The 22,127-nt window shown below is 64.8% G+C and carries 22 protein-coding genes; 11 read left to right on the top strand and 11 right to left on the bottom strand.

Annotated elements, in window-relative coordinates:
- Nucleotides 1–43: 43 nt before the first annotated feature.
- The 4 genes from EV653_RS27965 to EV653_RS27950 are packed head-to-tail and all read left to right on the top strand — an operon-like array spanning nucleotide 44 to nucleotide 2,726.
- Entirely contained in the window at nucleotides 44–580 is a 537-nt protein-coding gene (locus EV653_RS27965; protein WP_238160372.1) for an AAA family ATPase, read from the top strand.
- A 34-nt stretch (nucleotides 581–614) separates the two neighbouring features.
- Nucleotides 615–1,298 (top strand): RraA family protein, encoded by a 684-nt coding sequence (locus EV653_RS27960; RefSeq protein ID WP_134107002.1) that lies wholly within the window; start codon nucleotides 615–617, stop codon nucleotides 1,296–1,298.
- A complete protein-coding gene (locus EV653_RS27955; RefSeq protein ID WP_134107001.1) occupies nucleotides 1,295–2,179 on the top strand; it encodes an aldo/keto reductase in 885 nt (294 codons plus the stop codon). Before EV653_RS27960 ends, EV653_RS27955 begins: the two co-directional genes overlap by 4 nt.
- Before the next feature lie 34 nt (nucleotides 2,180–2,213).
- Nucleotides 2,214–2,726, top strand: coding sequence for a hypothetical protein (locus tag EV653_RS27950; RefSeq protein WP_134106999.1), 513 nt, complete (start codon nucleotides 2,214–2,216; stop codon nucleotides 2,724–2,726).
- Here EV653_RS27950 and EV653_RS27945 read toward each other — a convergent pair.
- Nucleotides 2,719–3,603, bottom strand: a complete 885-nt coding sequence (locus EV653_RS27945) for an LLM class flavin-dependent oxidoreductase (RefSeq protein WP_134106997.1) — start codon at nucleotides 3,601–3,603, stop codon at nucleotides 2,719–2,721. The two genes, EV653_RS27950 and EV653_RS27945, sit on opposite strands and share 8 nt — an antisense overlap.
- Before the next feature lie 92 nt (nucleotides 3,604–3,695).
- Between EV653_RS27945 and EV653_RS27940 the strand changes: the two genes are divergently transcribed.
- On the top strand, nucleotides 3,696–4,118 hold the full coding sequence (locus EV653_RS27940; RefSeq protein ID WP_134106995.1) for a MarR family winged helix-turn-helix transcriptional regulator: 423 nt from the start codon (nucleotides 3,696–3,698) through the stop codon (nucleotides 4,116–4,118).
- A gap of 130 nt (nucleotides 4,119–4,248) precedes the next feature.
- Here the strand turns inward: EV653_RS27940 and EV653_RS27935 are convergent, their stop codons facing one another.
- The 4 genes from EV653_RS27935 to EV653_RS27920 all read right to left on the bottom strand — a co-directional run bounded on the left by EV653_RS27935 (nucleotide 4,249) and on the right by EV653_RS27920 (nucleotide 9,867).
- On the bottom strand, nucleotides 4,249–4,767 hold the full coding sequence (locus EV653_RS27935; RefSeq protein ID WP_134106993.1) for a YciI family protein: 519 nt from the start codon (nucleotides 4,765–4,767) through the stop codon (nucleotides 4,249–4,251).
- Nucleotides 4,764–5,852 (bottom strand): hypothetical protein, encoded by a 1,089-nt coding sequence (locus tag EV653_RS27930; RefSeq protein ID WP_134106991.1) that lies wholly within the window; start codon nucleotides 5,850–5,852, stop codon nucleotides 4,764–4,766. The genes EV653_RS27935 and EV653_RS27930 overlap by 4 nt, the downstream gene beginning before the upstream one ends.
- A gap of 132 nt (nucleotides 5,853–5,984) precedes the next feature.
- On the bottom strand, nucleotides 5,985–9,404 hold the full coding sequence (locus EV653_RS27925) for a phosphodiester glycosidase family protein (RefSeq protein ID WP_134106989.1): 3,420 nt from the start codon (nucleotides 9,402–9,404) through the stop codon (nucleotides 5,985–5,987).
- 109 nt (nucleotides 9,405–9,513) lie between these two features.
- On the bottom strand, nucleotides 9,514–9,867 hold the full coding sequence (locus EV653_RS27920; RefSeq protein ID WP_134106987.1) for a YciI family protein: 354 nt from the start codon (nucleotides 9,865–9,867) through the stop codon (nucleotides 9,514–9,516).
- Nucleotides 9,868–9,987: 120 nt separating this feature from the next.
- Here EV653_RS27920 and EV653_RS27915 point away from each other — a divergent pair, with 120 nt between their 5' ends.
- Nucleotides 9,988–10,380 (top strand): hypothetical protein, encoded by a 393-nt coding sequence (locus EV653_RS27915; protein WP_134106986.1) that lies wholly within the window; start codon nucleotides 9,988–9,990, stop codon nucleotides 10,378–10,380.
- Here the strand turns inward: EV653_RS27915 and EV653_RS27910 are convergent.
- On the bottom strand, nucleotides 10,370–10,645 hold the full coding sequence (locus tag EV653_RS27910; RefSeq protein ID WP_134106984.1) for a YggT family protein: 276 nt from the start codon (nucleotides 10,643–10,645) through the stop codon (nucleotides 10,370–10,372). The two genes, EV653_RS27915 and EV653_RS27910, sit on opposite strands and share 11 nt — an antisense overlap.
- Nucleotides 10,646–11,505: 860 nt before the next feature.
- Between EV653_RS27910 and EV653_RS41370 the strand changes: the two genes are divergently transcribed.
- The gene (locus tag EV653_RS41370; protein ID WP_166679608.1) at nucleotides 11,506–11,712 is read left to right on the top strand and encodes a hypothetical protein; all 207 of its coding nucleotides are present in this window, start codon (nucleotides 11,506–11,508) and stop codon (nucleotides 11,710–11,712) included.
- Nucleotides 11,685–12,497 (top strand): tyrosine-type recombinase/integrase, encoded by an 813-nt coding sequence (locus EV653_RS27905; protein ID WP_166679607.1) that lies wholly within the window; start codon nucleotides 11,685–11,687, stop codon nucleotides 12,495–12,497. Before EV653_RS41370 ends, EV653_RS27905 begins: the two co-directional genes overlap by 28 nt.
- A gap of 267 nt (nucleotides 12,498–12,764) precedes the next feature.
- Here the strand turns inward: EV653_RS27905 and EV653_RS27900 are convergent, their stop codons facing one another.
- The 3 genes from EV653_RS27900 to EV653_RS27890 form a co-directional block, all read right to left on the bottom strand.
- On the bottom strand, nucleotides 12,765–13,310 hold the full coding sequence (locus EV653_RS27900) for a hypothetical protein (RefSeq protein WP_134106980.1): 546 nt from the start codon (nucleotides 13,308–13,310) through the stop codon (nucleotides 12,765–12,767).
- 221 nt (nucleotides 13,311–13,531) lie between these two features.
- Nucleotides 13,532–13,840 (bottom strand): hypothetical protein, encoded by a 309-nt coding sequence (locus tag EV653_RS27895; RefSeq protein WP_134106978.1) that lies wholly within the window; start codon nucleotides 13,838–13,840, stop codon nucleotides 13,532–13,534.
- 759 nt (nucleotides 13,841–14,599) lie between these two features.
- Nucleotides 14,600–15,721, bottom strand: coding sequence for an MrcB family domain-containing protein (locus tag EV653_RS27890; protein WP_134106976.1), 1,122 nt, complete (start codon nucleotides 15,719–15,721; stop codon nucleotides 14,600–14,602).
- 725 nt (nucleotides 15,722–16,446) lie between these two features.
- Here EV653_RS27890 and EV653_RS27885 point away from each other — a divergent pair.
- The 3 genes from EV653_RS27885 to EV653_RS27875 all read left to right on the top strand — a co-directional run bounded on the left by EV653_RS27885 (nucleotide 16,447) and on the right by EV653_RS27875 (nucleotide 21,159).
- Nucleotides 16,447–18,744 (top strand): tetratricopeptide repeat protein, encoded by a 2,298-nt coding sequence (locus tag EV653_RS27885; protein ID WP_166679606.1) that lies wholly within the window; start codon nucleotides 16,447–16,449, stop codon nucleotides 18,742–18,744.
- A 1,019-nt stretch (nucleotides 18,745–19,763) separates the two neighbouring features.
- Entirely contained in the window at nucleotides 19,764–20,552 is a 789-nt protein-coding gene (locus EV653_RS27880) for a PIN domain-containing protein (protein ID WP_134106972.1), read from the top strand.
- Between the two features lie 28 nt (nucleotides 20,553–20,580).
- The gene (locus EV653_RS27875) at nucleotides 20,581–21,159 is read left to right on the top strand and encodes a hypothetical protein (protein WP_134106970.1); all 579 of its coding nucleotides are present in this window, start codon (nucleotides 20,581–20,583) and stop codon (nucleotides 21,157–21,159) included.
- 150 nt (nucleotides 21,160–21,309) lie between these two features.
- Here EV653_RS27875 and EV653_RS27870 read toward each other — a convergent pair whose 3' ends face one another.
- Both EV653_RS27870 and EV653_RS27865 read right to left on the bottom strand, forming a co-directional pair.
- On the bottom strand, nucleotides 21,310–21,546 hold the full coding sequence (locus tag EV653_RS27870) for a helix-turn-helix transcriptional regulator (protein WP_134106968.1): 237 nt from the start codon (nucleotides 21,544–21,546) through the stop codon (nucleotides 21,310–21,312).
- Nucleotides 21,547–22,125: an HD domain-containing protein gene (locus tag EV653_RS27865; RefSeq protein ID WP_134106966.1), complete on the bottom strand. Its 579-nt coding sequence runs from the start codon at nucleotides 22,123–22,125 to the stop codon at nucleotides 21,547–21,549. It abuts the gene before it with no gap.
- Between the last annotated feature and the right edge of the window lie 2 nt (nucleotides 22,126–22,127).

Below are 22,127 nucleotides of genomic sequence, written 5' to 3'. Positions count from 1 at the left end.
GGTTTTACCCCGCGCGCCGAAGGTCACCGCTAAGGTACGGCAGGTGCATTCGAAACCGATGCTTGTCGTGGTCAGCGGTCCGCCCGGGACCGGGAAGACGACGCTGGCGCACCGGATCGCGACCGCGATCGGCTGCCCGGCGATCTGCCGCGACGAGATCAAGGAAGGCATGGCGCACGCGACACCCGGATTCGTCCCCGGGCCCGGGGACCCGCTCACGATGCGGACACTGTCGACGTTCTTCGACGTGATCGGCCTCTTGATCGGCCGCGGTACGACGGTCGTCGCCGAGGCGGCATTCCAGGACCGGCTGTGGAACCCGGGACTGACCCCGCTGCTAGGCCGCGCCGACATCCGGATCGTGCACTGCGACGTACCGGCCGAGGTCGCACTCGCGCGGATCACCGCCCGCTCCGGCTCGGACCCGCGCCGCTCGGCACACGAGGACGCCCAGATCAGCCCCGACGCCCGACTCCGGACCCACAACTCCTTCCAGCCCGTCGACCTGCCGGTCCCCAGCATCACCATCGACACCACGTACGAGCCGGCTCTCGACGAGATCCTTGCCTTCCTGTCCTAAGGTCGTCTCCGGAGCCGATCGAGAGGGGCCGGGGATGCTGGAACGGTTTGCGGAACTGACCACGGCGCATGTTGCGGATGCCTGCGTTCGCGCGGGCGTACCGGTGCGGACGGTGTCGCTGACGGCTGTCGTCGGTGAGCGGGTCGCAGGGCGGGTGTTGCCGGCGCAGCATGTGGGCAGCGTGGACGTGTTCCTGGAGGCGTTCGAGTCCGCGGCCGCGGGCGACGTACTCGTCGTGGACAACGGCGGCCGGCGGGACGAGGCCTGTGTCGGCGATCTGGTGGCGCTGGAGGCGGCGGCTGCCGGGATCGCGGGGATCGTGATCTGGGGACTGCATCGCGACACCGTCGACATCACCGCGATCGGGATGCCGGTGTTCAGCCTCGGTGCGTTGCCGACCGGGCCGTTGCGACTCGATCCGCAGCCCGCGGATGCGTTGTCCAAGGCAACGATCGGCGAGTGGACGGTGACCCGGGACGACGTCGTACTCGCGGATGAGGACGGCGCGATCTTCGTCCCGGCGGAGCGGGTGGACGAGCTGTTCGGGCTGGCGGAGTCGATCCGGGACACCGAACATCGGCAGGCGGACGAGATCCGGGCCGGCCGGTCGTTGCGGGAGCAGGTGCGGTTCGCGGATTTCCTGACCGCGCGTGCGGCGGATCCGTCGTTGACGTTCCGGCAACATCTCCGTGCGGTGAGAGGGGCGATCGAGGAATGACGACAGCAGCGGCGGCCGGCACCTGGAAGCTCGGCGACGTGACCGTCAACCGGATGGGCTTCGGCGCCATGCGAATCACGGCGAACCCGGATCGGTCGGTCGCGATCCAGGTCCTGCGTCGCGCGGTCGAGCTCGGGGTGAATCACATCGACACCGCCGCGTTCTACGCGTCGCCGGGTGGGACGCTGCAGGTCGGTGAGGGCGAGAAGCGGTACGCGAACGAGCTGATCCGCGAGGCCCTGGCGCCGTACCCGGAAGGTCTTGTCATCACGACGAAGGTCGGGCCGGGTGACGATCCGGAGCGCGGGTTCTACAACGCGACGACGGCCGCGGAACTGCGGGAGCAGGTGGAGACCAACCTGCGGCAGCTCGGCGTCGACGCGCTGGACGTGGTGAACCTGCGGATCATGAAGAAGCCCGGCGAGGACTCGATCACCGAACGCTTCGGCTGGCTCGCCGCGCTCCGCGACGAGGGCCTGATCCGCCAGCTCGGCGTTTCGAACGTGCGGATCGATCACGTCGAGGAGGCGCTCGCGATCGCGCCGGTCGTCTGTGTGCAGAACAGCTACGCCGTCGACCTACGCCGCGACGAGGACCAGCTCATCGACTTCTGCGCCGAGCGCGGCATCGCCTACGTCCCGTTCTTCGCGATCGCCGGCTCCTCCCGCGAAGGCGGCGCCACCACCGACCACTCGACCGCCGTCGAGAAGATCGCCGCCGCCCACAACGTCAGCCCACAGCAGGTCCGCCTCGCCTGGACCCTCCACCACTCCCCCAACATCCTCGCCATCCCCGGCACCGGCAACCCGTCCCACCTCGAGGCCAACATCGCCGCCGGAGCCCTGCAGCTCTCACCCGAAGAACTCGCCGGCCTGGACTGATCCCGCCGTACGCTCTGTGTCCAAGGGGGCACACATGCGTGGACGAATCATCGCCGTGGTTGGGCTTCTGGTCGCGGTACTGCTCGCCGGCTGGCTCGTCGACCGCAAGCAAGGCAACGCGATCAAGGTGCGCGACGGCGAGACGACGGTCGGCGTACCGGTGGCCGGGCGCGATGTCGACGTCTACTTCTACGCGGCGGATCTGGAGGTCCGCGAGCCGGTCGAGCTGGTGCAGGTCGCGCCGAGGGTCGCGGATGACGGGCTGGAGTTCGTGGAGGCTCGGCTCTACCGACGGGACGCGTTCCCCGGCGGCGCCTACATGAGCTGGACCGCCGGGAACCCGAGCGTCGCCGACCCGACCGGCGTGGCGTCCGTGCCGGTGGACGGGTATCGGTTGAGTGGAGATCCCCGCGACCGGGTGATCCTGTTCAAGGTGCGGGTCACGAGTGTGGAGCGTCCGCTCAAGGTGAGCGGGTTGCGGATCACGTACCGGAATGGCTTCCGGCAGCACACGCAGTACGTGAACGCCAACTACGAGATCAGGTGATCGCCGAGCGGACGGCGGGGACTATCTCTTGGGACCAGCGGGTCAGTTGGATGTCGTACGGGTCGGTGCCGCGGGGGAAGAGCGTGAAGCCGGCGGCGTTGTGGTTGAGGATGGCGTCGGTGAGTTCTTCGACCCACTGGGACGGGGAACCGCCGATCCAGCGGCCGTCTTCGTCTCGGGTGCGGCGGAGCGGGGTCGCGGTGATCGCGCCGGGGAAGTTGTAGACGGTCGCGATGTCGGAGGGTTTGCGGCCGACCGCGAGCGCGGCCTCGTCGATGACCGGGCGGGCCCGAAGGTAGCCGTCGCTCAGCCAGTCCGCGGCGTGGCCGGGGATCCATCCGTCGGCGTGCCGACCGGTCGCGGCGAGCGACTTGCGGCCTTTGGAGCCGGTCCAGATCAACGGCGCCGGCACGGCGGCCGGCCGGAGCGCGCCGATCGGGTAGTGCTTCGTCGGCTCCGGGTGGCCGCCGTCGGACATCGAGTGCACCAACTGCATGGCCTCTTCGAACGCCTCGACCGCCTCGGCCGGACGCAGCTCCGGCACGCCCATCGTCGTGATCCGGTCCCACGCCCCACCGGCGCCGAGACCCAGCACGAATCGTCCACCGGACAGGGCCGACAACGACGTCGCCGTACGAGCAAGAACCGGCGCGGGACGCAGCGGCAGGTTGGTGACGTTGACGAACGCGGACAGTCGCTCGGTGCGGCCGAGAAGGAACGCGATCGCGGCGTACCCGTCGAGGAGGTCCGGGACGTACGGATGATCCGACAGGCTGACGTGGTCGAGTCCGTCCCGATCGGCCTGCTCAGCGAGCCGCAGGATCGCGGCGACGTCCCGCACCCCGTCCGGTGACCCGTATCCGAACCGCACGTTCATCTCGACTCCCTCAGATAGTTCGCTGTCCTAAATAGTAGTACCACGAATCATTAGAACAGCAAACTATTAGGCGACCGGACTATCATGGGGCCATGGTGACGACGACGGCTCGGGATTCCGACCTCGCGAGTGCGCTGGTGCAGACGATGCACCGGCTGCAGGACCTGCATGCCGAGACGAGCCGGCCGCTCGGCCTGACCCCGCAGCAGGCCCACCTGCTGTGCGTGCTGATCTCCGGCCCGCTCGGCATGACCGAGCTCAGCCGGATCCTGAGCATCGAGCGCTCGAGCCTGACGAGCATGGTCGACCGCCTCGAACGCCGCGACCTCGTCGCCCGCGTCGCCAGCCCCACCGACCGCCGCGCCTGCCGCATCGAGCTCACGGCCGCCGGCAAGGACCTCGCCCACCAGTGTCACGACGCGGTCGTCGACCGCATCCGGGACCTCACTTCCGAGCTCCCCGCCGCCACCCGCCAAACCCTCACCAAGGCCCTGCAGTCGATCCTCGCCCAATGACCGGCAAGTAGGCCGAGTGAGCCCGCGCCCGCATTCCTCCAACAACCGAGGGCTGCCACATGTAGTGGTGGGCTTGAACAAGTTATTGCCTGTTCAAGCCCACCACTACATGTGTCGCCCCCCGCGAGTGTTACCGCCTGCCGCCGAACTCCCAGGGATGTACTTCGGCGTTCTCGGCCTGGACCAGTCCGGCAGCGGCCGCGGCGTCGGGCGCCTCGACGAGAGCCGCCCGACCCACGTGTGTGTCGCCGTCGAGCAGGTCGCCGTACACGATGAGGTGGTCCGACGTCAGCGGTCGCGGGCCGTCCTTGGTGAGGACGAGGTAGCGGCCGAGGCCCTCGACCGCGGTCGTGAACTCCCACATCGTGCGCCCGGTGAGGTTGTGGAAGCGGTACAGCTCGACTGTGTCGAATGCGCCGCCGACGTAGTACGGCTCGTCATATGCGAAGGTCTTCAGCGCTTCGTCGTCCGGGAGGTCGACGATGTGCAGGCTGCCGGTCGATTCCTCGCGGTCCTCGGTGAGGGTCGGGCCGCGGGCGACCAGCTCCTCGGCGTACCGGTCCATGAAGGCCCAGTGCTCCTCGGTCAGCTGACCCTTCAGCTCGCCGGCGCCGGCCCGATCGCGGCCATAGACGAAGTACTGCGTCACTTGCCGGCCAGGTGCAGGCGCAGGATCGTGTCGTAGTCCACGATCTCCACACCCGGCGCGGGCACCACCGTCTCCTGGCTCGGCACGATCAGCAGCTGCCGCGGGTCGGCGACGTCGACGTCGTACTTCGACTTCACCTGGGAGCGGTTGTCCGCGGTGCCGAGGTACTCCGTGTAGCGCGCGAGCTCGGCGGCGCTGTCGAGGACCGGCGTACGGAACGAGCGGCGGCGCTTCTTGCCGTTGACCACGTCGACGACCGGGAGCTCGAGGCGGCCGACGATGTGACGGCCGTCGGCGCGCTCGAGGATGAAGTCGGGCTGCAGGTCGTCGAGCGACGGCTGCCGGAGCAGCCGGGTCCCGCCGAACGTCGACAGCAGGATGCTCTCGTGCTTCTCGAGGAACTCGTCGACGGTCGAATCCTGCAGGCCGTGCGCGAGGTAGGTGCTCGCGAACGCGTCCGCCTTCAGCTCGGCCGGGTCGACCGGCAGGCTGATCGTGCCGATCGGGTCGAGGTGCGGCTGGGAGTTGGAGTAGTTCCGCAGGAAGTCCAGGTACTTGTCGACCGGCTCCGAGCGGTGGATCGCAAGCGCGAAGAACACCCAGTGCGCGCGCAGCGAGTCGCCGCCGCCGTGAACGAGCAGCGTCCGGTCGAACGTCGAGTAGTTGCCGGGCGCGAACCGCAACAGCTCGTCCGCGGGACCGACCAGCTCGTTCCCGAGCATGTTCGCGGCCGTCGGGAACCGCTTGTCCAGCGAGTTCCGGCCGGTCTCGGTCGCGATCGTCGCGTCCTTGAACCAGTTCTGGCCCTCGAGGTTCGCCACCACGGTGCCGCCGTCGCCGACACCGAAGTACTCCTCGACGCTTGCGCGCTTCTGCCGCCGTACTTCGGGGCTCCGGTACTCGCGGCTCAGTCCGACCAGCTCGAGGATGTTCCAGTCCGGCGTCTCGGTCAGCACCATCATCCGCGGGAACAGCATCGGCCCGGGCAGCTCACCCCGGTGGCTCACCGGCAGGTGCCCGGCCGCCTCCTTCAGGTGTTCCCCCCAGAACTGCGCGTTCACCTTCACGAACTCAGTGGGTTTCATTGCTCTCCTCGCTCGGACACTCCGTCATAACCGACAACTCCCGCCCAAGCAGACCCTATTCCCCACCGCCTTCCCGCCAGGCCGAGGCCCGGCCGGGGACGTTCCCGGCCGGGCCTCGACGGTCGCGTTGGATCAGCGAACCACTTTGATCGTGGTTGCGGTCGTGATCGGCGCGAGCGACGCGTCGCCGGCGTACGCACGCATCGAGTCGTTCGTGACCGACACGGTGATGGTGCCCGGACGGAGCGCGGTCAGAGTGCGGGTTGCCGGATCCAGTACGGCGACCTTCCCGGCGTTCCGCGCCTTCTTGATCGCGTCTGATCCGGAACCGATGGCGAGACCGGACGAACCGCTCCAGTGCACCGACATCGGGTAGCGCAGCGGTACGACGCGAGTACCGGCGCCGACGCCCTCCGGCTGCACGATGCTTCCGCTGAGCTGGGTGGACGTTCCGGCCGGCAGCGCGGTCGGCGCGTTGAGCGTGATCGACTGTGCGAACGCCCGTACGTCGGCCTCGAGCCACTGCTGGTCGGCTGGTTTGTGCGCGTCGATCGACCAGTCGACCCATCCCGTGAAACCGCCGCGGTCCGGCGTACCGTAGGGGTCTTTTCCGGACGACGGGAGCACCGTGTACGGCACGCCCTCGACCCGGTGCACGTTGGCGACCTGCGCGTGCGAGCCGACCATGGCGGCGCCCTTGTCGGTCTTGCCGCGGAAGTCGGTCAGCATCTTCTCGATCAGCGCGACCTCGTCGCGGTCACCGAGCTGGCTGGCCTTGGTCTCCTCCGGGTCGTCGACCGGGTGGTGCGCGAAGACCATCACGTTGTGGATCGACTTGTCACGGGCGGCGGTGTCCAGCGCGACCTTCAGCATCGGGAGCTGGTCCCAGGCTGACGTACGCAGGGTGCCGAGCGAGCTGGCGAGCAGGATGAAGCGGGTGCCCTTGTGGTCGAACGTCCGGTACGGCTGACCGAACTCCTTGGTGAAGTTGGTCAGGTCCTGCTGCACGTTGTTGAGCCCGTAGGACTCGTGGTTGCCCGGCACGTAGTAGCACGGGACCGTCGAACCGTGCGGCGTGCTGTTCGGCGGCGGTTCCTGACCGACCGGGATCAGGTCACACCCCGCGTCGGTGAGCACCTTGCGCGCGAGCGACAGGTCCTCCGGCAGCCCGCGGTCGGTGATGTCGCCGTTGAGGACGACCAGGTCCGGGTTCGTCTTGCGGATCCGGGCGAGCGCCGCCGTGGCGACCTGCGACAGGGCCGGGTTGTCCGCAGTGAACTGGACGTCGGACAGCGTCGCGAACTTCCAGGTGTCGTGCCCGCCGGGCAGGCTGCCGTCGGTCGAGATGAGCGGGTCGGCAACCAGATCGGGCTGAGCCGGCAGGTCGACCGACGTCGGTACGTCGGCCTCGAACCGATCCAGGACGAACGTGCCCGCCTTCTGCTGGGCGACCGCAGTGTTGATCCCCTGGAACGACGAGATCGCGATCGGGTACGTCGTGTTCGCGGGCAGCGTCCAGGTGATCGTCTGGTAGTCCGGGCTCGCCTTCAGCCCCGGGCCGTACACGCCGAGGGATTTGCCGTTCCCGTCGATGAGTCCGAGGTAGTCCAGCCCGCTCGGCACGTCGATGCTCGACTTGATCCGCAGTCGGAGTCGCAGCGGCTGCCCCGGGACCTGGATCCGGTTCGCGGCGCCGACAGCCGAGATGCCGACGTTCCGCATCGCGGGGAAGTCGATGCGCAGCCCGTCGGGATCGACCGAGCGCGTGGTGACCGCCGTACTGTTGTTGGTCCATCGGCTGAGGACGTTGTCGTCGAACTCGTAGACGACCTTCGTCTGGACGCCGACCGTGATCGGCAGCTTCACTTCGTGGCCGGCGGCGCTCATCGTGAGGATCGTGCCGGCGTTGGACAGCGGCGTGATCTTCAGCTCGCCGTCGACCGGCTGTACGTCGACCACCGTGTGGTCGTAGTCGAGCTTCAGATCGCGCGGGTCGACCGGCGCCGTATAGCCCTGCCCGTCGCGGCCGGTGATCGCGACGCTGACGGCATCGGCCGCGGTCGCCCCAGGAATCGACAGCTTGCCGGTCGACGGCTCCAAGCTCTTCAGCGGCCCGAGTACGTCGACCTTCTCCGAGGCGTGGACCTTGCCGTACGTCGTACTGACCGTGATCGGGCCGCGCGCACCGGCGGTGAGTGAGCCGTCCTTGATGCTGCCGCCCTTCGCCTTCCACACAAGCTTCTTCGGGTCAGGCGTGACCGGGGTCAGGTGGTTGTCGACAGCTTTCACGGCGAGTCTGCGGTGCATCCCTGGGAAGACCTTGAGGCCGCCGTCCGCGGCAGCCTGGCCCGCACCCGGCTTCAGCAGCAGCTCGTCGACATTGCCGTCACCGGGGCTGACGAAGACGCCGACGCCGTTGGGGTCGTTGCGCTCCTGCCCGTCCGACGGGTTGTTGCGGACCGAGACGCCGTCCTCGCCGAGGGCACGAGCGACCATCGTCGTCGAGCCGCCGCCGTCGAGGTTGACCGCGGTTTCTACGCCGCGGGCCGCGAGTTCTTGTGCCTCGCGGTCGATGCCGATGCCGCCCTTGCCGGTGCCGCCCGGGCCGTCCCAGGTGGCGAGGACGAGGGTGCGGCCACCGTTCTTGAAGCCGAGCGCGGTCCGCGGGGCGATCGACGTGTCGAGGCCGGGCACGACCCGGCCCTTGCTCACGATCGTGCCGCCCTGGCCGAGCGCGAACTTCATCGTCTTCGCGACGTCGTTGGCGAGCTCGTAGTGCAGCGTCAACGCGTCACCCGGCTGCAGTGCCCGCAGCGCGGTCGCAGCTGCGTCGCGGCCGACAAGGTAGAAGCCGTCCGCCGGGATCGGGCCGGAGCCGGCCGTGGGGCTCACGCTCACGACCTTGTTGTTCTGGACGAGTACCTCGGCGAGATCGGTGACGCCGGTGAATCCGCGGCCGCGGCTGTACTCGCCCCAGGCCGACGTGTAGGCGACCAGGCCGTTCGCCGGGACTCCGCCGCCGTTGGCAGCGTTGAGGGTCAGCACCTTGTGGTCGGCGCCGGCGAATGTGGCCGTCGCGTCCACAGCCAGATCGACCAGCTGTGCGATGCCGTCCTTGCTGACCCCGACATGCTGGCGGCCGCCGGCGTCGGCGGACTTGATCAGCTGGCCGTTCTGGACCTCGCCACCGAGGGCGGCGTTGCTGTTGCCGATGTCGAAGAACTCTCCGTTGACTCCCGCGACAGCGCCGGCCTTGTCGGCGGAGACGCTCAGGGGGCCGCCGGATGCGACCGGGCCGGAGGTGAGCAGATCGGTGCTGACCGCCTTGTCAGCGAGATCGATGCTCAGGTACTGCGCATCGATCCAGCCGCGCTGGTCGACGCTCTTCACGTGATCGAGTGCGATGCCGGGCCCGACGCGTTCGGTCGTGTCGACCAGGGCGAGCCCGCCGGCCGGCGCGTCGGCGGCGTACCCGAACGCGGGAAGGGACCACAAGGACACGGCGGCCGCGGCGGCGACTATGCCGGTCGGCAAACGATGAGGAGATTTCACTCCGCCACCGTCGACCTACGGGGGAACGCCTCGGTTAACCGTTGACGACATCACCGGGTCAACCCGTAGACCAGTTACCCCCCGCCGCGGCCTGGACCTACCGCTTCAGTTATGCATCCGGGTGGCGTCCGAACAGGCGTACCTCCTGCGGCCACCCACAGGCCTCGGCAACCTTGCCGGCCCACAGCTTGGCGACCTCGTCGTCGGGCACGTCCACCACGGTGAGCCCGCCGAGGAACTCCTTGGACTCGACGTACGGCCCGTCGGTGATCAGCACGTCACCGCTGTTCGGGTCGGCGGTGTAGATCGGTCCGTCCTCCTCGAGTCCGCCGGCGAACACATACACCCCCGCCGTCTTCATCTCGTCCACCACAGCCTTGGCCAACGGCGCCCGCTGCCCGAACCATTCCGGCGTGTGGTCGCCCACCCACTGCTGGTTGAAGTAGATGAGGTACTCAGGCATACCGCGCTCCTTAGCTCGAGCGGACCCCGCGTCCGCCTCCACCCACGCTACGAACGCCATCCCCCGAATCCGACAACCGACCCCGGAATTCCCAGAATCAGGCCCGTTACGATCTCGCACATGGCCCACTACCTCTTCAACCTCACGAAGACGGACCCGTCCACCGGCCAATCCCTCCCCGACCTGGCCGCGGCCTACCTGCGCTCCAACAGTTGGCCCATCGACCCCAGCGAGCCACACGCCCAGGCCCTCACGTCCGGCGACCAGGTCCTCCTCTACCTCGGCCCGCCGTACCGCGTCTTCATAGCCCGCGCCGAACTAGCCTCCGCGTGGACCGACGCCGCCCACGGCGTACAGCTGACTCGCATCAAGCACTGGACCCCACCCATCCCGATGGAAACCGTCCTCGCCAGAATTCCCCCGACCGAGAACGCGCACGCCGATTTCCCCCGAGCGGTCGTCCGAATCACAGCCGTCGAGTACGAATCCGCCCTAGCCGCGGCTACAGACTGAACGCAATCGACCTCAAAATCAGCGCCGCAAAAAACACCGCCGTAAACGCCAGATCGAACGCCATCCCCCCGGCCCGCACCGGCCGCAACCTCCGCCGCACCGGCGCAATCACCGGCTCCGTCCAAGCATGCGTGACCCCCCGAACCCGCCCCACCCACTGCGGCCCGTTGGCCAACACCCCCGTCCAGTCCAGCACCATCCGCACAATCAACAGCAAGATAAATGCCGACAAGACGTACCCCACCAGGGCACCAATGAGGCTCATAACCCACACTCCTCCACGACCACCCGGCCGTCTCCCCCAGTATCACCACCCCACCCGACCCGAAATGCCCCAAACCCCATCTTCTTAGCCGACTATCAGCCACCCACCGCTCAACCCGACCGACGCTGGTGAGCTGACTGCGCACCCCAGCCACGGAGCCGAGCGAAGCGAAGGCACAGGGGGTGCGGGTGGCGGAGCCCCCGCTCGCGGCAAGCGAAGCGCAGCCGCACAAAGCGACGAAGGCAAGGCGGTCAGTGCAGGAACTGCGCGACACGCCTCGCCCATCGCCCTCGTGGCGGGTACAGGGTTCGAACCTGCGTAGGCATACGCCGACAGATTTACAGCCCAGCCAACAACCTGTGCTCTGACCAGGCAAAATGCCGCCGCTGGACGCCACAGGGCATGATCAGGGCAGAGGGTCCCGTTGAGAGTGGCTCACAAACGGGCTCCCCGGATTACTCCGACGTGTCGCCCACAAACGGCCCACGAAGCCTGTCAGCGCGCCATTGCTCATCAGTCTCCGGGGATCAGCTCCGAGCACCGGTGCAGACCGCCTTCCTCGCCGGCTCGAGATGCCGACCGGCGCTCTGGCCCTTCCGCCCCGCACGCAGTGCAGCGCCAGTAATAGTGCCTCGCCTGCCCATAGTCGCGGTCGCTGCGGGTCTCGACCCGGGGGCGCGACGATCCACCAATATCAGTCATCTGACAGTCTCCTAGGTTCCAGCTGGCGGCCTACGCAGTGAGCGCAGGGCGAGAGTAGTGGATCACTCAGAGGCAGGATCGTCGTCCGCGGGCGCGCCGGCATCGTCGGTTGTAGCCGCGCTCGCCTGGTCAGCCGCGGACGGGCGCTCGGAGACGCTGTGCCGTCGAAGGAGTTCGCGACCGCGATTCCGTGGCTGAAGCGCAACACGCTCGATCTGTCCGACGTTGAGCAGAGCGAGATTCTGCGCGGAGTGCTCGACGGACTTGCGACGAAGCGGATGGAAAGCGAGCGGCGGCCAAGACGATCACCAGGCGGCGAGCCACGTTGCATGGCGCATTGCAGTACGCGGTCGAACTGGATCTGATACCCGCGAATCCGCTGGACAATCTCCAGTGGGATCCACCGCAGAGCAGCGACCGTGTCGATCCACGGCTGTTGCCGAACCGTCAGACGGTCGCGCGCCTGCTCGCAGCAATCCGGGAGATCAACCCATCGTTGGACGCGCACTTCGCCTGCCTGTACTACGCCGCGATGCGGCCGGCGGAGGCGCGCCATGTGAACGCCGACAACCTGATCAGCCTGCCCGAAGAAGGCTGGGGCGAACTGCTCCTGGACGGATCGACTCAGCAAGCCGGAAAACGATGGACCGACGACGGAGAGGTGCGCGAGGAACGCACGCTCAAGCACCGCGCCGAGAACACCACGCGACGAGTGCCCGCACCACCGGCTCTCGTCCGGGCGCTCCGCAGCCACATGGAGCGCTTCGGCCCCGGACCTGACGGCCACCTGTTCGTGACCCGCGCAGGCCGGTTCGGACGACCGCTGCCAGCGGCTTACTGCAAGCCTGTTCACCCCAACACCGTCACCCGCACCTGGGCGAAGGCTCGTGCGAAGGTGCTGACCGCGGACCAGATCGCGAAGCGCCATGCGGCCCGGCCGTACGACCTTCGGCACGCGGGGATCACCTTCCAACTGAACGCCGGCGTACCTGCCACTCAGGTAGCCGAGTGGGCAGGGAACTCGGTCAAGATGGTGATGGAGGTCTACGCCGGATGCATCGACGGGCAGACCAGCATGGCCCTCAAGCGGCTGATGCTCGCAACGGACGAGGACGAAGAGTCCGCCGCCGAACGGCCATGGCAGACGTAGAGGAAGTGCCCACACTGTCAGGCGATAGTCGGGAGACCGGACAGCACAAGTCAACCTGGGCACTGGCCCCTGACCTGCGTCACCGTTAGGTCAGGGGCCAGCTCCTCACGGTTGTACCGGACAAAGGCTAAGGATCCTGGCGCCGGCCAACGCAGACCACTCCCCCGCTGGACCACTGCGCCGAGTCCTCGACAGCCTCTGCGCCCCTTCAGGGAAGGCTAGGTTCGAGTTAACAAGCAGTGGCACGCTCGACAAGCTCAACACTCACTAGAGGTCCTTCCCTCCGGCCGCATCCATGGCCGCTGCCCGTGCGATCATCCGTCGAACGATGGTCGCGAGCCGATCGGAGTCGTCAGCCAAGGCTGCGGGGTCGTCGACGACGCCCCCGTGGACAAGGTCGTTTCTTGTGGCCAGCAACCGACGCACATCGCCGATTTCTTCACTATGAATCAAGTCGGCGTTCGTTGCGAGCCTGATGTCCTCAGACAGCGTGCGCCGACGCTGAGCGCCCTCATTCGGGACCTCGGACGTAACGCTGCGAAGGGTTCTTTCGAATTGCTGCCACTGGCCAAGAAATTCGATCGCCGAATCAGCGAGCAGGCCGGAAGCCGAGGTTCGGGTCTCCGCAAGATTCTTTGTCCTCGACGGGACTGACCACCAAGTGGCCGCGGCCGCTACAGCTCCAATCAGAACGCCGATTATCGAGAGGATCGCCGGCCCCAGCGAGGCTGAAACTTGGCCTGAAAGGCTGCTAATCACGACTGCGGCGATGACCAGCAGCAGAAGCAGTGCCGCCAGCAAGACGACACCCACCCGGCTAGGCCGTGTGCGAGAAATTCGACGTTCTCCGGGTGTTGATGGCTCTCGACTGTCAGCGATCGCCCTCTCGACCAAGCCAGCATCGATCCGCTGACTATTCTCTCGTGCGGCCATGTCCATCGCAGTTGCCAATATTGATCGACGCAGGCTGGCCAGGTAGAGATCCAACGCATCGCTCGCAGCGGCTGTGAAATCGAACTCAGAACTTGACGGCATCAGTTGCCTCGCATAAAAGAGATCGTTCCAAAGAACGCAAGGATAGCGGCGAGCATAATGCCGACCAATGGACCCCAACTCTTATCCAATTGATTACTTACAACTCCCAGCCCGATCGCGGAGATCGTACTACCACCGAACACACACGCGTCTTTCCAGTCGCGCCTGCGGGTCTTAAATGGTCCGCGGACATAATTCGCAGCATCGAGAATCATTGAAGCTGTAATCTCCCTGGGTCCGCCCGTGCTGTTATGCTGCGCTTCGATTCGTTGCGCCTCAGAATAGACGTCGGCCGAAAACTCAGCCATCACGCTTTGGAACCTCGCGCGCGCCAAGTTCCCCAGATCCGCAGGAATGAATGTCGGCGGCACGGTCAAACGCTTCCGTTTCCTGAACAGCAAGATTCCCCCATCGCCACACGGCACCTCGCCAGTAGTTGGCGATTACAATCCGGGCCTAATGACACCGCAAACGAGACGACTACGCAAGACCTAGGGTTTGTCACGCGGCGTGAGACCGCTCAGGTCGGACTCCACATACACACCACTCATGGTTGTGACCACGACTAGGCAATGCGAAGCCCCGCGCGTTCTCGTTCGTCCTGAAGACGCCGCGCGTGGTGGGGATCCAACCCACGCAACTGGTGGTTGCTCACTGGTCGGGCCGCTCCCCTGTTCGTCACGCTCGCGGCTTGTCGGGCAACATGGCACGCCGGACCGTACTGAGGCATTGTGTGCGGGATGAGGTTGGGCGCCGACCGGGGCAGGAATAGGGCAAGGACAGCCGTAGCTCGCCGGACACAGTCGGACACAGTAAGAGAGCCTCTGGTCTGCGTTTCCGCAGGTCAGAGGCTCTTTGGTGCTTGTGGCGGGTGCAGGGTTCGAACCTGCGTAGGCATACGCCGACAGATTTACAGACCGGCACACAGATGGGCTCTACCTGCGCATACAGCAGCGCATGGATCGCCTTCGACACGCTGTCGACAAAATCACCCCAACGACGGGGTCAGCTGAGTCGGACTTCCACAGCTACCTACGGTGGGAACAACAGCCTGTGCCCGCATGTCCTCAGTCGTGAGGCACGCGATATCTGAATTCTGTCGGCGTCAACGCGGCGAGGTCGGGGCACCAGTCGTACAGCATAGTTGGTACGCCCCCTTCACATCGCAGCGCCGGCTCCCGAACGAGAGTGATCTCAGCGAGTACGAATAGAGCGTGAGCGTCCTCGCAGTGACCTCCATGCGCCTGGTGATGTCGAACCTCCCCCCTGGTCAGAATCACCTCCTCACCGGTGCCTTGGGTCCCTTTGACCTCCACGTGGAGAACCTGGTCGTCGTTCGTGCACTCAAGGTCGTAGCCGCGGTTGAAGCGACCGACCCGCTCAACGGTCCATTCGTCTTTCAGCAATTCGTACGCGGCATCTTCCGCGTACACCTCCATGGCTCTGCGGGCCGCGCTGTCAAGTAACCGCCCTTGTATACGAGCCTTCGTGCGAGCGGCGACGCCACCACCGTCGCGGCCAGCCGGCGGCTCCCCCTCACCCGCTTGGACCGCTCTCGCTAGCGCCTGCGGCGCCTGATACAGCATCGCGAGCAGGGGAAGCATGTCGCTGAGATCTTGGACCAGTACCTCGTCCGCAGGGACCGCCCAGCGGTCATACCGCTTGGCGATCACGTTTGCGAACTCATAGTTCCTGCTGCGGTGTTTGCTCTCAGGACCTAGCTGAAGCGAGTCGACCGCGAGATCGATGCTGAGAAGGCCGTCCGGCACCAGACCTGCCCAGTCCAAGTCACGGAGGGCACCGCGCGCCTCCGACGCACGAGAACGCAACTCAGATTCATCGTTCAGCGGACGGAACTTCCCGGATCGCCATTCGCTGGTCCCCTGGTTCAGCGACAGATACGCGCGCGAGCCATCCGATGCGAACAGGTAGACGAGATAGAAACCCTCAGTGGCCGAAGGGGAATGGGCCTTGGAGTAGATCCGCACCCAAGCCGTCGGGCTATAGCTACCTCTTCGGCCGCCAACTTCCACGTCGAGGCGGATCTCATCCCCGAGCAGCTCGTCGCCAAGCCCCGCCAGAAGCTCCCCAAAGCGCCGCGCGATACTCACGAGGTGCTGATCTCGCAGAGCCATCGACGGCGACGCAGCTGTCGAGAACTCGGGCGCCACAGCGAGCACCTGCTCCATATCTCCACTCAACGACACTTCGGCCCCTCCTCGATCACCGCACCTCTCGGCGCATAGTCTCCCAGGCACGTACCTTGCCGCAGTGTGTCGACGAGGCGACCCACATTCGGCCAGCTGATCTTGACCAACAGGTGGAGGGTCGAGCTCGAGCCAACGGTCAGGCTTGGCACGGCCTGCATGCTCGCCGAGGCGCCCCGATAAGAGCAGCTAAGCCGCCCCTGAAGACCTCTTCCATGCAATGAATTTCCCCCGCGCTGCGGACGTGTTGCCCCATACGCCCATGAGTCCACCAACGTCCGATGTCGTCCAGACCGACGCATGGTCGTATTCTCCCCGTTAGCCTCCCAGGAACCACGAGGAGATACCCCGGCCGCGGAGCCGTGCGGCGCGTTCGGCCGGCCAGCCCGAACCTGTGGAAGCCAAAACGACTCAAGGGCCGCCAGAGCCCCCCGTTAGAACGAGATGCCGCGACCTTATGTGTGTTGACGAGCGCGCGTCGTCTGCTCCGACACGTACAGAACTAGGTACGAGGTCTGACGCCGAGCTACCGCTATCTCGCATCGGACGAAGCAAGGACGCATTGACCTCGCCTCTGGTGACCTGCGTGAGGGCCCCTGACAGAGTCCCCCAACCATGCCTCTCCTCTCAACCAGGGAGCCAGTTCAGACCAGTCAAACTGGTCTCGGCAGTTTCTCCCCGCACCTGGAATCTGTATGGTCACGTGGATGGAGGACAGTGAGGGGTTCCAGTGGCGCTCAAAAAGAACAGCTTCGTCCGGCTTGCTCGCTTTCGGCTGCCTCATTGGAGTCACCGGGATAGTTATTGATAGCTGGAAAGGTCCAAGTTGGATCTTGCTTAGTCTCGGCATCGTGTCAGTTTTGGGCGGAGCTTTCCACAAGTTGGCTTCATCGCGTGCTGCGGATCACGACCGCCAGGATAGCTTGCTAAGGGCGGGCAGTCGGGGGATCAGAGACACTGCCGAACTGCCCCGCGTCAACGAGCTGAATCTCACGGATTTCAGGGTGCAGAAAGCGAGCATTCAGATTAGCTACCAATCTCGCGAATGCGAGGCCGCTTTGCGCAACGCTTTGATTGAAGGTGCCCCGGCGTTGATTCTGGGTCATTCCATGGCCGGAAAATCTCATATGGCCGCGCATATCGTACGCGATCTCTACGGAAGTTGGCCAATTTGGATTCCGGAACGACCGAACGGGCTCCGGCAGCTCATGCCCGAAGGTTGCCCGCGTGACACCGTGGTCTGGCTAGATGATATTGAGGGTTACCTCACAAGCGATGAGCCATTTCGAGCCGAATGGCTCGACTTAATGCGCCACCGAAATTGTCGTGTCGTAGCGACTATACGCACGTCCGCCTACGAATCCTTCCAACCATCGGGAGAGGCTCGCCTTCCCGAATGGGAGGCACTAGAGAGATTCGAGCGCATCTGGATGCTCGATAGCGAGGTCGAGCGAGAGAGGATCGCCGCCCAGGTACCCATCGAACTCCGCAGTGGCGTCCGGCAGTATGGCTTAGCCGAGTACGTTGGCGGCGGATACCTGGCAACCGATAGGTTCAACTCCGGGATTTCTCAACATCCGCTGGCTGTTGCCATGCTGCGAGCGGCTGCGGACTGGCGACGAGTCGGTCTTGAGAGAATTACTCGCTCCCGATTGATTGAGCTGGCCGATACTTATAAGGCGGTACCTACACGCGTTGGTGGAGATGAGTCAGTCGACGTGGCTTTGGAGTGGGCGTCGACGCCCATCGTTGGCAACATAAGGCTCCTTGAGCCTTCAGGAGACGAATGGCGAGTGTTTGACTATCTGCTGGACTACTTAGCAACTGAGGACAGGGAAATACCCGACTCAACATGGATGGCCGCTACTGCAGATGCATCCATATCCCAATGTTTTCGATTGGGCATGCGAGCTTACCGCTCCGGCAACAAGCACATCGCGAAGCTCGCATGGATGAGGGGAGCGCTCGCGAGCCCCTCCGCCAGCAACCTGCGTCGGTTACTACTCGGGGATGCCACATCTCCGGCGCATCTGCAGGCCGATACCTCGGTCACGTCTCAAACCGCCGACCACACGTCAGGCTCCCCCTACGCGGCGGATCTTCTCGGCGACTTACTCAAGGACGAGGGGAACATCGAAGCAGCAAAGGCCGCGTACCAACTCGCCATCGACTCGGGCAACACCTTTGCTGGTGCATACGCCGCAAACGATCTTGGGAAGCTCCTCGCTGAGGAAGGGGACTCTGTAGGAGCAAAGGCTGCCTACCAGCTGGCCATCGACTCGGGCGAAAGCAATCCGGCCGCGTATGCCGAAGCCAGCTTGGGGGACCTCCTGGCTGAGGAAGGCGACACAACCGGAGCAAAGGCTGCCTACCAACGAGCTATCAACTCGGAGGCGGCGAGCGGAGCTAAGGCCTATGCGGCAAACGATCTTGGGCAGCTCCTCGTCAGGGAGGGGGATACGACAGGAGCAAAGGCCGCCTACCAGCTGGCCATCGACTCGGGCGAAAGCAACCCGGCCGCATACGCAGCCAACTCGCTCGGCAACCTCCTCGCCAAGGAGGGGGATACGACAGGAGCAAAGGCCGCCTACCAACTGGCCATCGACTCGGGCGAAAGCCACCCGGCCGCATACACAGCCAACTCGCTCGGCAACCTCCTCGCCAGGGAGGGGGATACGACAGGAGCAAAGGCCGCCTACCAACTGGCCATCGACTCGGGCGAAAGCAACCAGGCCGCATACGCAGCCAACTCGCTCGGCAACCTCCTCGCCAAGGAGGGGGACACGACAGGAGCAAAGGCCGCCTACCAACAAGCCATCGACTCCGGCATGCCTGATCCGGCCGCGGTCGCCGCAATCGGGCTGGGCGACCTACTCGCCAAGGAAGGCGACACGACCGCAGCAAAGGCCGCCTACCAACAAGCCATCGACTTGGAGGTGCCGCCCGCCGTCCGGCTCGCATCCGATCGTCTCGAAACCCTACTCGCGATTGAGCGCGACACCTAAGCGCAATCGACTCCACCGCAAGGTTCACTGAACGCAGGTACTGAGCGCGACGCGTTTCAGCTTAGAGTTCATAATGCAAAGCCGAGGCCAGGACCTGTTGGTCCGGGCTCTCTTCCGTAGCCGGGAGGGATTGAACCTGCGATCTCTGAGTTATGAGTAGCCCGGGAGGTGTCTCAGGTGCGGCGGCAGGTATCGAGGAATACCTGTACTCGGCCTGACCGCCGTTCAGTTCGTCTCCCGCGTCTCACCCAATCAGCCAGGTCCCAGAGCGCCTTGGGTTGGACATGGGTACGTGAACTGGCATGCTCCCGGTCGGGTGCGACCGTTTCAATATCATGGATATCTCGTGCGATCTTGCCTCCGCCGGCGACCTCTCAAATGCGTCCGCTCGCGTCCGGATCGGGCGTTCTGAACAGCCAGAACATGGTCACGGGACCGGTCGCGAGGGCACGATCAGGGCACACCACATCATGGACGATCCGACTGACGAGCCGTCCGCTGTCGCGAGAATGTCTCGATATCATCCACCAACAGCGGCTTCAGAGCCGATGCGTGGGCCCATCGACCGGAGCTTAGCGGGTGCCGCTCAAGGTAGGTGACGTAGCCGTACCAGCCGTCGGTTTCGCGCGCCCACATGCGCAGCAGGGCCACCTCAGTCAGAGTCGGCGAGACAGTTAGCTCGACGTGCACCGTCGGAGCCAACCAGCGAGCGTCACGGTCTGGCCGCTCTGCCAGTCGCGAGTAGCGAAGCGAAAGCATTGCCGCCTGAAGTCCCGCCTCTGGCCCTGGGAGGCCCCTCGCAGCCCACTCGCTGCGGGCGTTATCCCAGATGCCGTACAGATAGGACGCCGACCTCTGATGGTCGCCGTCGTATCGACCGATGAACCGCATCGGACCACGCCTATCGCTCATACGTTCGAATCTACGCGAACATTCCGGTCGCGTCAGCGGGGATCTGCAGGCGGATCGACCGAGCGCACACGGTAGATATGCCGACCCGTGGCCGCTAGCCTGCCCGGATGGACAGCTCCACCGCCAAGCCCGAATCGAGCCCTGGCAAAGGAACGCTGATGGGCGGGTTTGAGCAGTACCACCCGCCAAGCGACAGTCAGTGGGCCGAGGCGTACCGCACTGGCCTCATCGCGCTCGACACCAACGCTCTCCTCGACCTGTACAAGTTCTCGCCAACTGCGCGCGAGCAGTATCTGGATGTTCTTACACAGGTGAAGGACCAGCTCTTCGTACCCCACCAGGTCGCCCTGGAGTTCCACCGCAATCGGATCGGCACCGTGAAGAAGCACCTTGCCGAACTCGACAAGAACCACGAGGAGGTGCGACGACTAGCGAAGCAGCTGGAGGATTCAATTAACCGAATCGGGAAACGAAATCTACAGACGGATCAACTCAGGGCCGCCCAGAGCAGCATCCAGTCGATCGAATCTCTCTCGAAATCGGTCATAGACAGCTACGCTCCCATACCAAGAGATATGGGTCATGGCATCGATGAAGTCTTGGCGCGACTAATTGAACTGCTTGACGGCCACGTCGGAAACCAACCAACCCCAGAGACTCTCGCAGCAGATCAGGAAGAGGGCCGGCGTCGATTCGCGGAGAAGATTGCTCCGGGGTTCGCGGATACTGACAAGGACCATGGAATCAACGGCGACTACCTGCTGTGGGCCGAGATCAAGCGAGCATGCGCTGCCAACCCAAGACCTGTCCTGCTGGTAACAAATGATGTCACGAAGGGCGATTGGATATTCGAGTCCGGGGGCATCGCCGTCGGCGCCCACGTGAATTTGATTTGAGGAACTCGCCGCCGAGACGGGTCAGCAATTGTTAATTTCGACAGTATCTGACTTCCTGAGGAATGCGAAGCGGTACCTCGACGCCGCTACCGTCAGCAGCGAAACGGTCGAGGAAGTATCTGAACTGGAGTCTCTCGAAAGAGTCATGATCCGCTCCAAGTCGCCGGTCGTCCGAGAGTTCGCGGGAATATTCCCCGTCGCGAATGCTCTGGGCATTGATAGAAGTCATATCCCACGCCTGCTCGAGCACTACGCGGACCCGGTGCTCGCGGAGGTAGATGGCATTACATTTCAAGATCTTGCAAAGCTGACGATAGCTTACGAACTGGAGAAAAAGGGCGGAGACCCACGGGCGGTTTACGACATAGTCAGCCTCCTCCCAGCCGATATCGTGCAGGCCGGGACATGGACAATCATCTTGTCAAAGAATGGAAGCGACTATCAAATTCTGCGAAACGCTCAGGATGTTAGTGAATTAATGACGACGCCAGCGGTCGGCAAGAAGCCGATAGTGGTCGTCCAACTGGCCAAGATCGTTCTCAGCGTCATCAATGTCTGGAATTCAGCCGCTCGGGCAGTAAATACGACGTGGGATACAGCGGGTTGAGGACGCCTGCATAACGGGCGCCCACCGGATCCGGCATCGATACCGAATGAAGCTCTTCCCATTGCTGCGCGCACGCCGGCCTCGGAGGACCCAACTCGCAGGCCCCCGAGGCCACGTGACAGATGGAGTTATTCAGGCGTCACACCGGGATCAGCGGGCGCCGGTCGTGGCCTGCTTGCCCTTCTGAGACTTGCGGGGGCGACTCTGGTGCCATGTCTTAATGGTCTCCGGTCGCCAGCCGGGTGAGCGCCCGAACATGCGATCAGGCTCTGGCATCTGGTGCCGCGTGATGTAGGCCCGGACCGTCGAACCGGAGACGCCAAGGAACGTCGCAACGTCATCCGTCATCCACCAGTCGGCGGGGAGCTCCCCCTCGGACTTACCCATCTAATGCTCCCGCCAGCTCAGCGGCGAAATCGTCAGGGCGACGTCGGCGATTCGCTGCGCCGTCTCGGTCTTGAGTGAAGCACGCGACGAGTCGATCCAACTCTGCACTCTCTCGACACCGATATCCCGATACTCCACTGCCTGAATGAGGCATTCCAGTTTGTCGGCATCGTGAGCGCAAACCGCCTCCAATGACTCCCGGGCTTCATACTCAGCTACGGCGTCGATGACCGAACTTGCAACCGATTCCGGCATTCCCGCAACTTGATCAGCGGTAATTTCAGTGTTGGCTCTCGCCTGGACATACGGCTTGGCACTGTGCGGAATATCGCCAATTCGAGTCTCTTGCGAGTCGTGCCAGAGGCCCATGTACGCAGCCCTTGCCGGATCAGCACCTTCCGCCGCCGCGATAATCCCTGCCAACTGCGCAACCCGGAGGCTGTGTTCTGCGATCGACTCCGGATCGCGTACGCCGGCGTGCCACCAACCAGACCTGCGCTGCCGCTTCAAGACGCCCATCTCGAAAGAGAATGCCGCGATAGCCGCGGCTTCCTTCTGTGCCTGGTCGTCTGTGCTCATTC

The organism is Kribbella pratensis, from assembly GCF_004365355.1.
GTDB lineage: Bacteria > Actinomycetota > Actinomycetes > Propionibacteriales > Kribbellaceae > Kribbella.
Note: the sequence above shows the minus strand (reverse complement) of the source record. Positions and strands in the feature narration are given on the sequence as shown.

Coding starts and splice junctions, on each gene's coding strand:
- EV653_RS27920 (WP_134106987.1), bottom strand. CDS start 9,867: ATGCCTGAGTACCTCATCTACTTCAACCAGCAGTGGGTGGGCGACCAC.
- EV653_RS27940 (WP_134106995.1), top strand. CDS start 3,696: ATGGTGACGACGACGGCTCGGGATTCCGACCTCGCGAGTGCGCTGGTG.
- EV653_RS27945 (WP_134106997.1), bottom strand. CDS start 3,603: ATGAACGTGCGGTTCGGATACGGGTCACCGGACGGGGTGCGGGACGTC.
- EV653_RS27865 (WP_134106966.1), bottom strand. CDS start 22,125: ATGAGCACAGACGACCAGGCACAGAAGGAAGCCGCGGCTATCGCGGCA.
- EV653_RS27895 (WP_134106978.1), bottom strand. CDS start 13,840: ATGGCTGAGTTTTCGGCCGACGTCTATTCTGAGGCGCAACGAATCGAA.
- EV653_RS27880 (WP_134106972.1), top strand. CDS start 19,764: ATGGACAGCTCCACCGCCAAGCCCGAATCGAGCCCTGGCAAAGGAACG.
- EV653_RS27960 (WP_134107002.1), top strand. CDS start 615: ATGCTGGAACGGTTTGCGGAACTGACCACGGCGCATGTTGCGGATGCC.
- EV653_RS27870 (WP_134106968.1), bottom strand. CDS start 21,546: ATGGGTAAGTCCGAGGGGGAGCTCCCCGCCGACTGGTGGATGACGGAT.
- EV653_RS27890 (WP_134106976.1), bottom strand. CDS start 15,721: ATGGAGCAGGTGCTCGCTGTGGCGCCCGAGTTCTCGACAGCTGCGTCG.
- EV653_RS27930 (WP_134106991.1), bottom strand. CDS start 5,852: ATGAAACCCACTGAGTTCGTGAAGGTGAACGCGCAGTTCTGGGGGGAA.
- EV653_RS27910 (WP_134106984.1), bottom strand. CDS start 10,645: ATGAGCCTCATTGGTGCCCTGGTGGGGTACGTCTTGTCGGCATTTATC.
- EV653_RS27885 (WP_166679606.1), top strand. CDS start 16,447: ATGGAGGACAGTGAGGGGTTCCAGTGGCGCTCAAAAAGAACAGCTTCG.
- EV653_RS27955 (WP_134107001.1), top strand. CDS start 1,295: ATGACGACAGCAGCGGCGGCCGGCACCTGGAAGCTCGGCGACGTGACC.
- EV653_RS27950 (WP_134106999.1), top strand. CDS start 2,214: ATGCGTGGACGAATCATCGCCGTGGTTGGGCTTCTGGTCGCGGTACTG.
- EV653_RS27915 (WP_134106986.1), top strand. CDS start 9,988: ATGGCCCACTACCTCTTCAACCTCACGAAGACGGACCCGTCCACCGGC.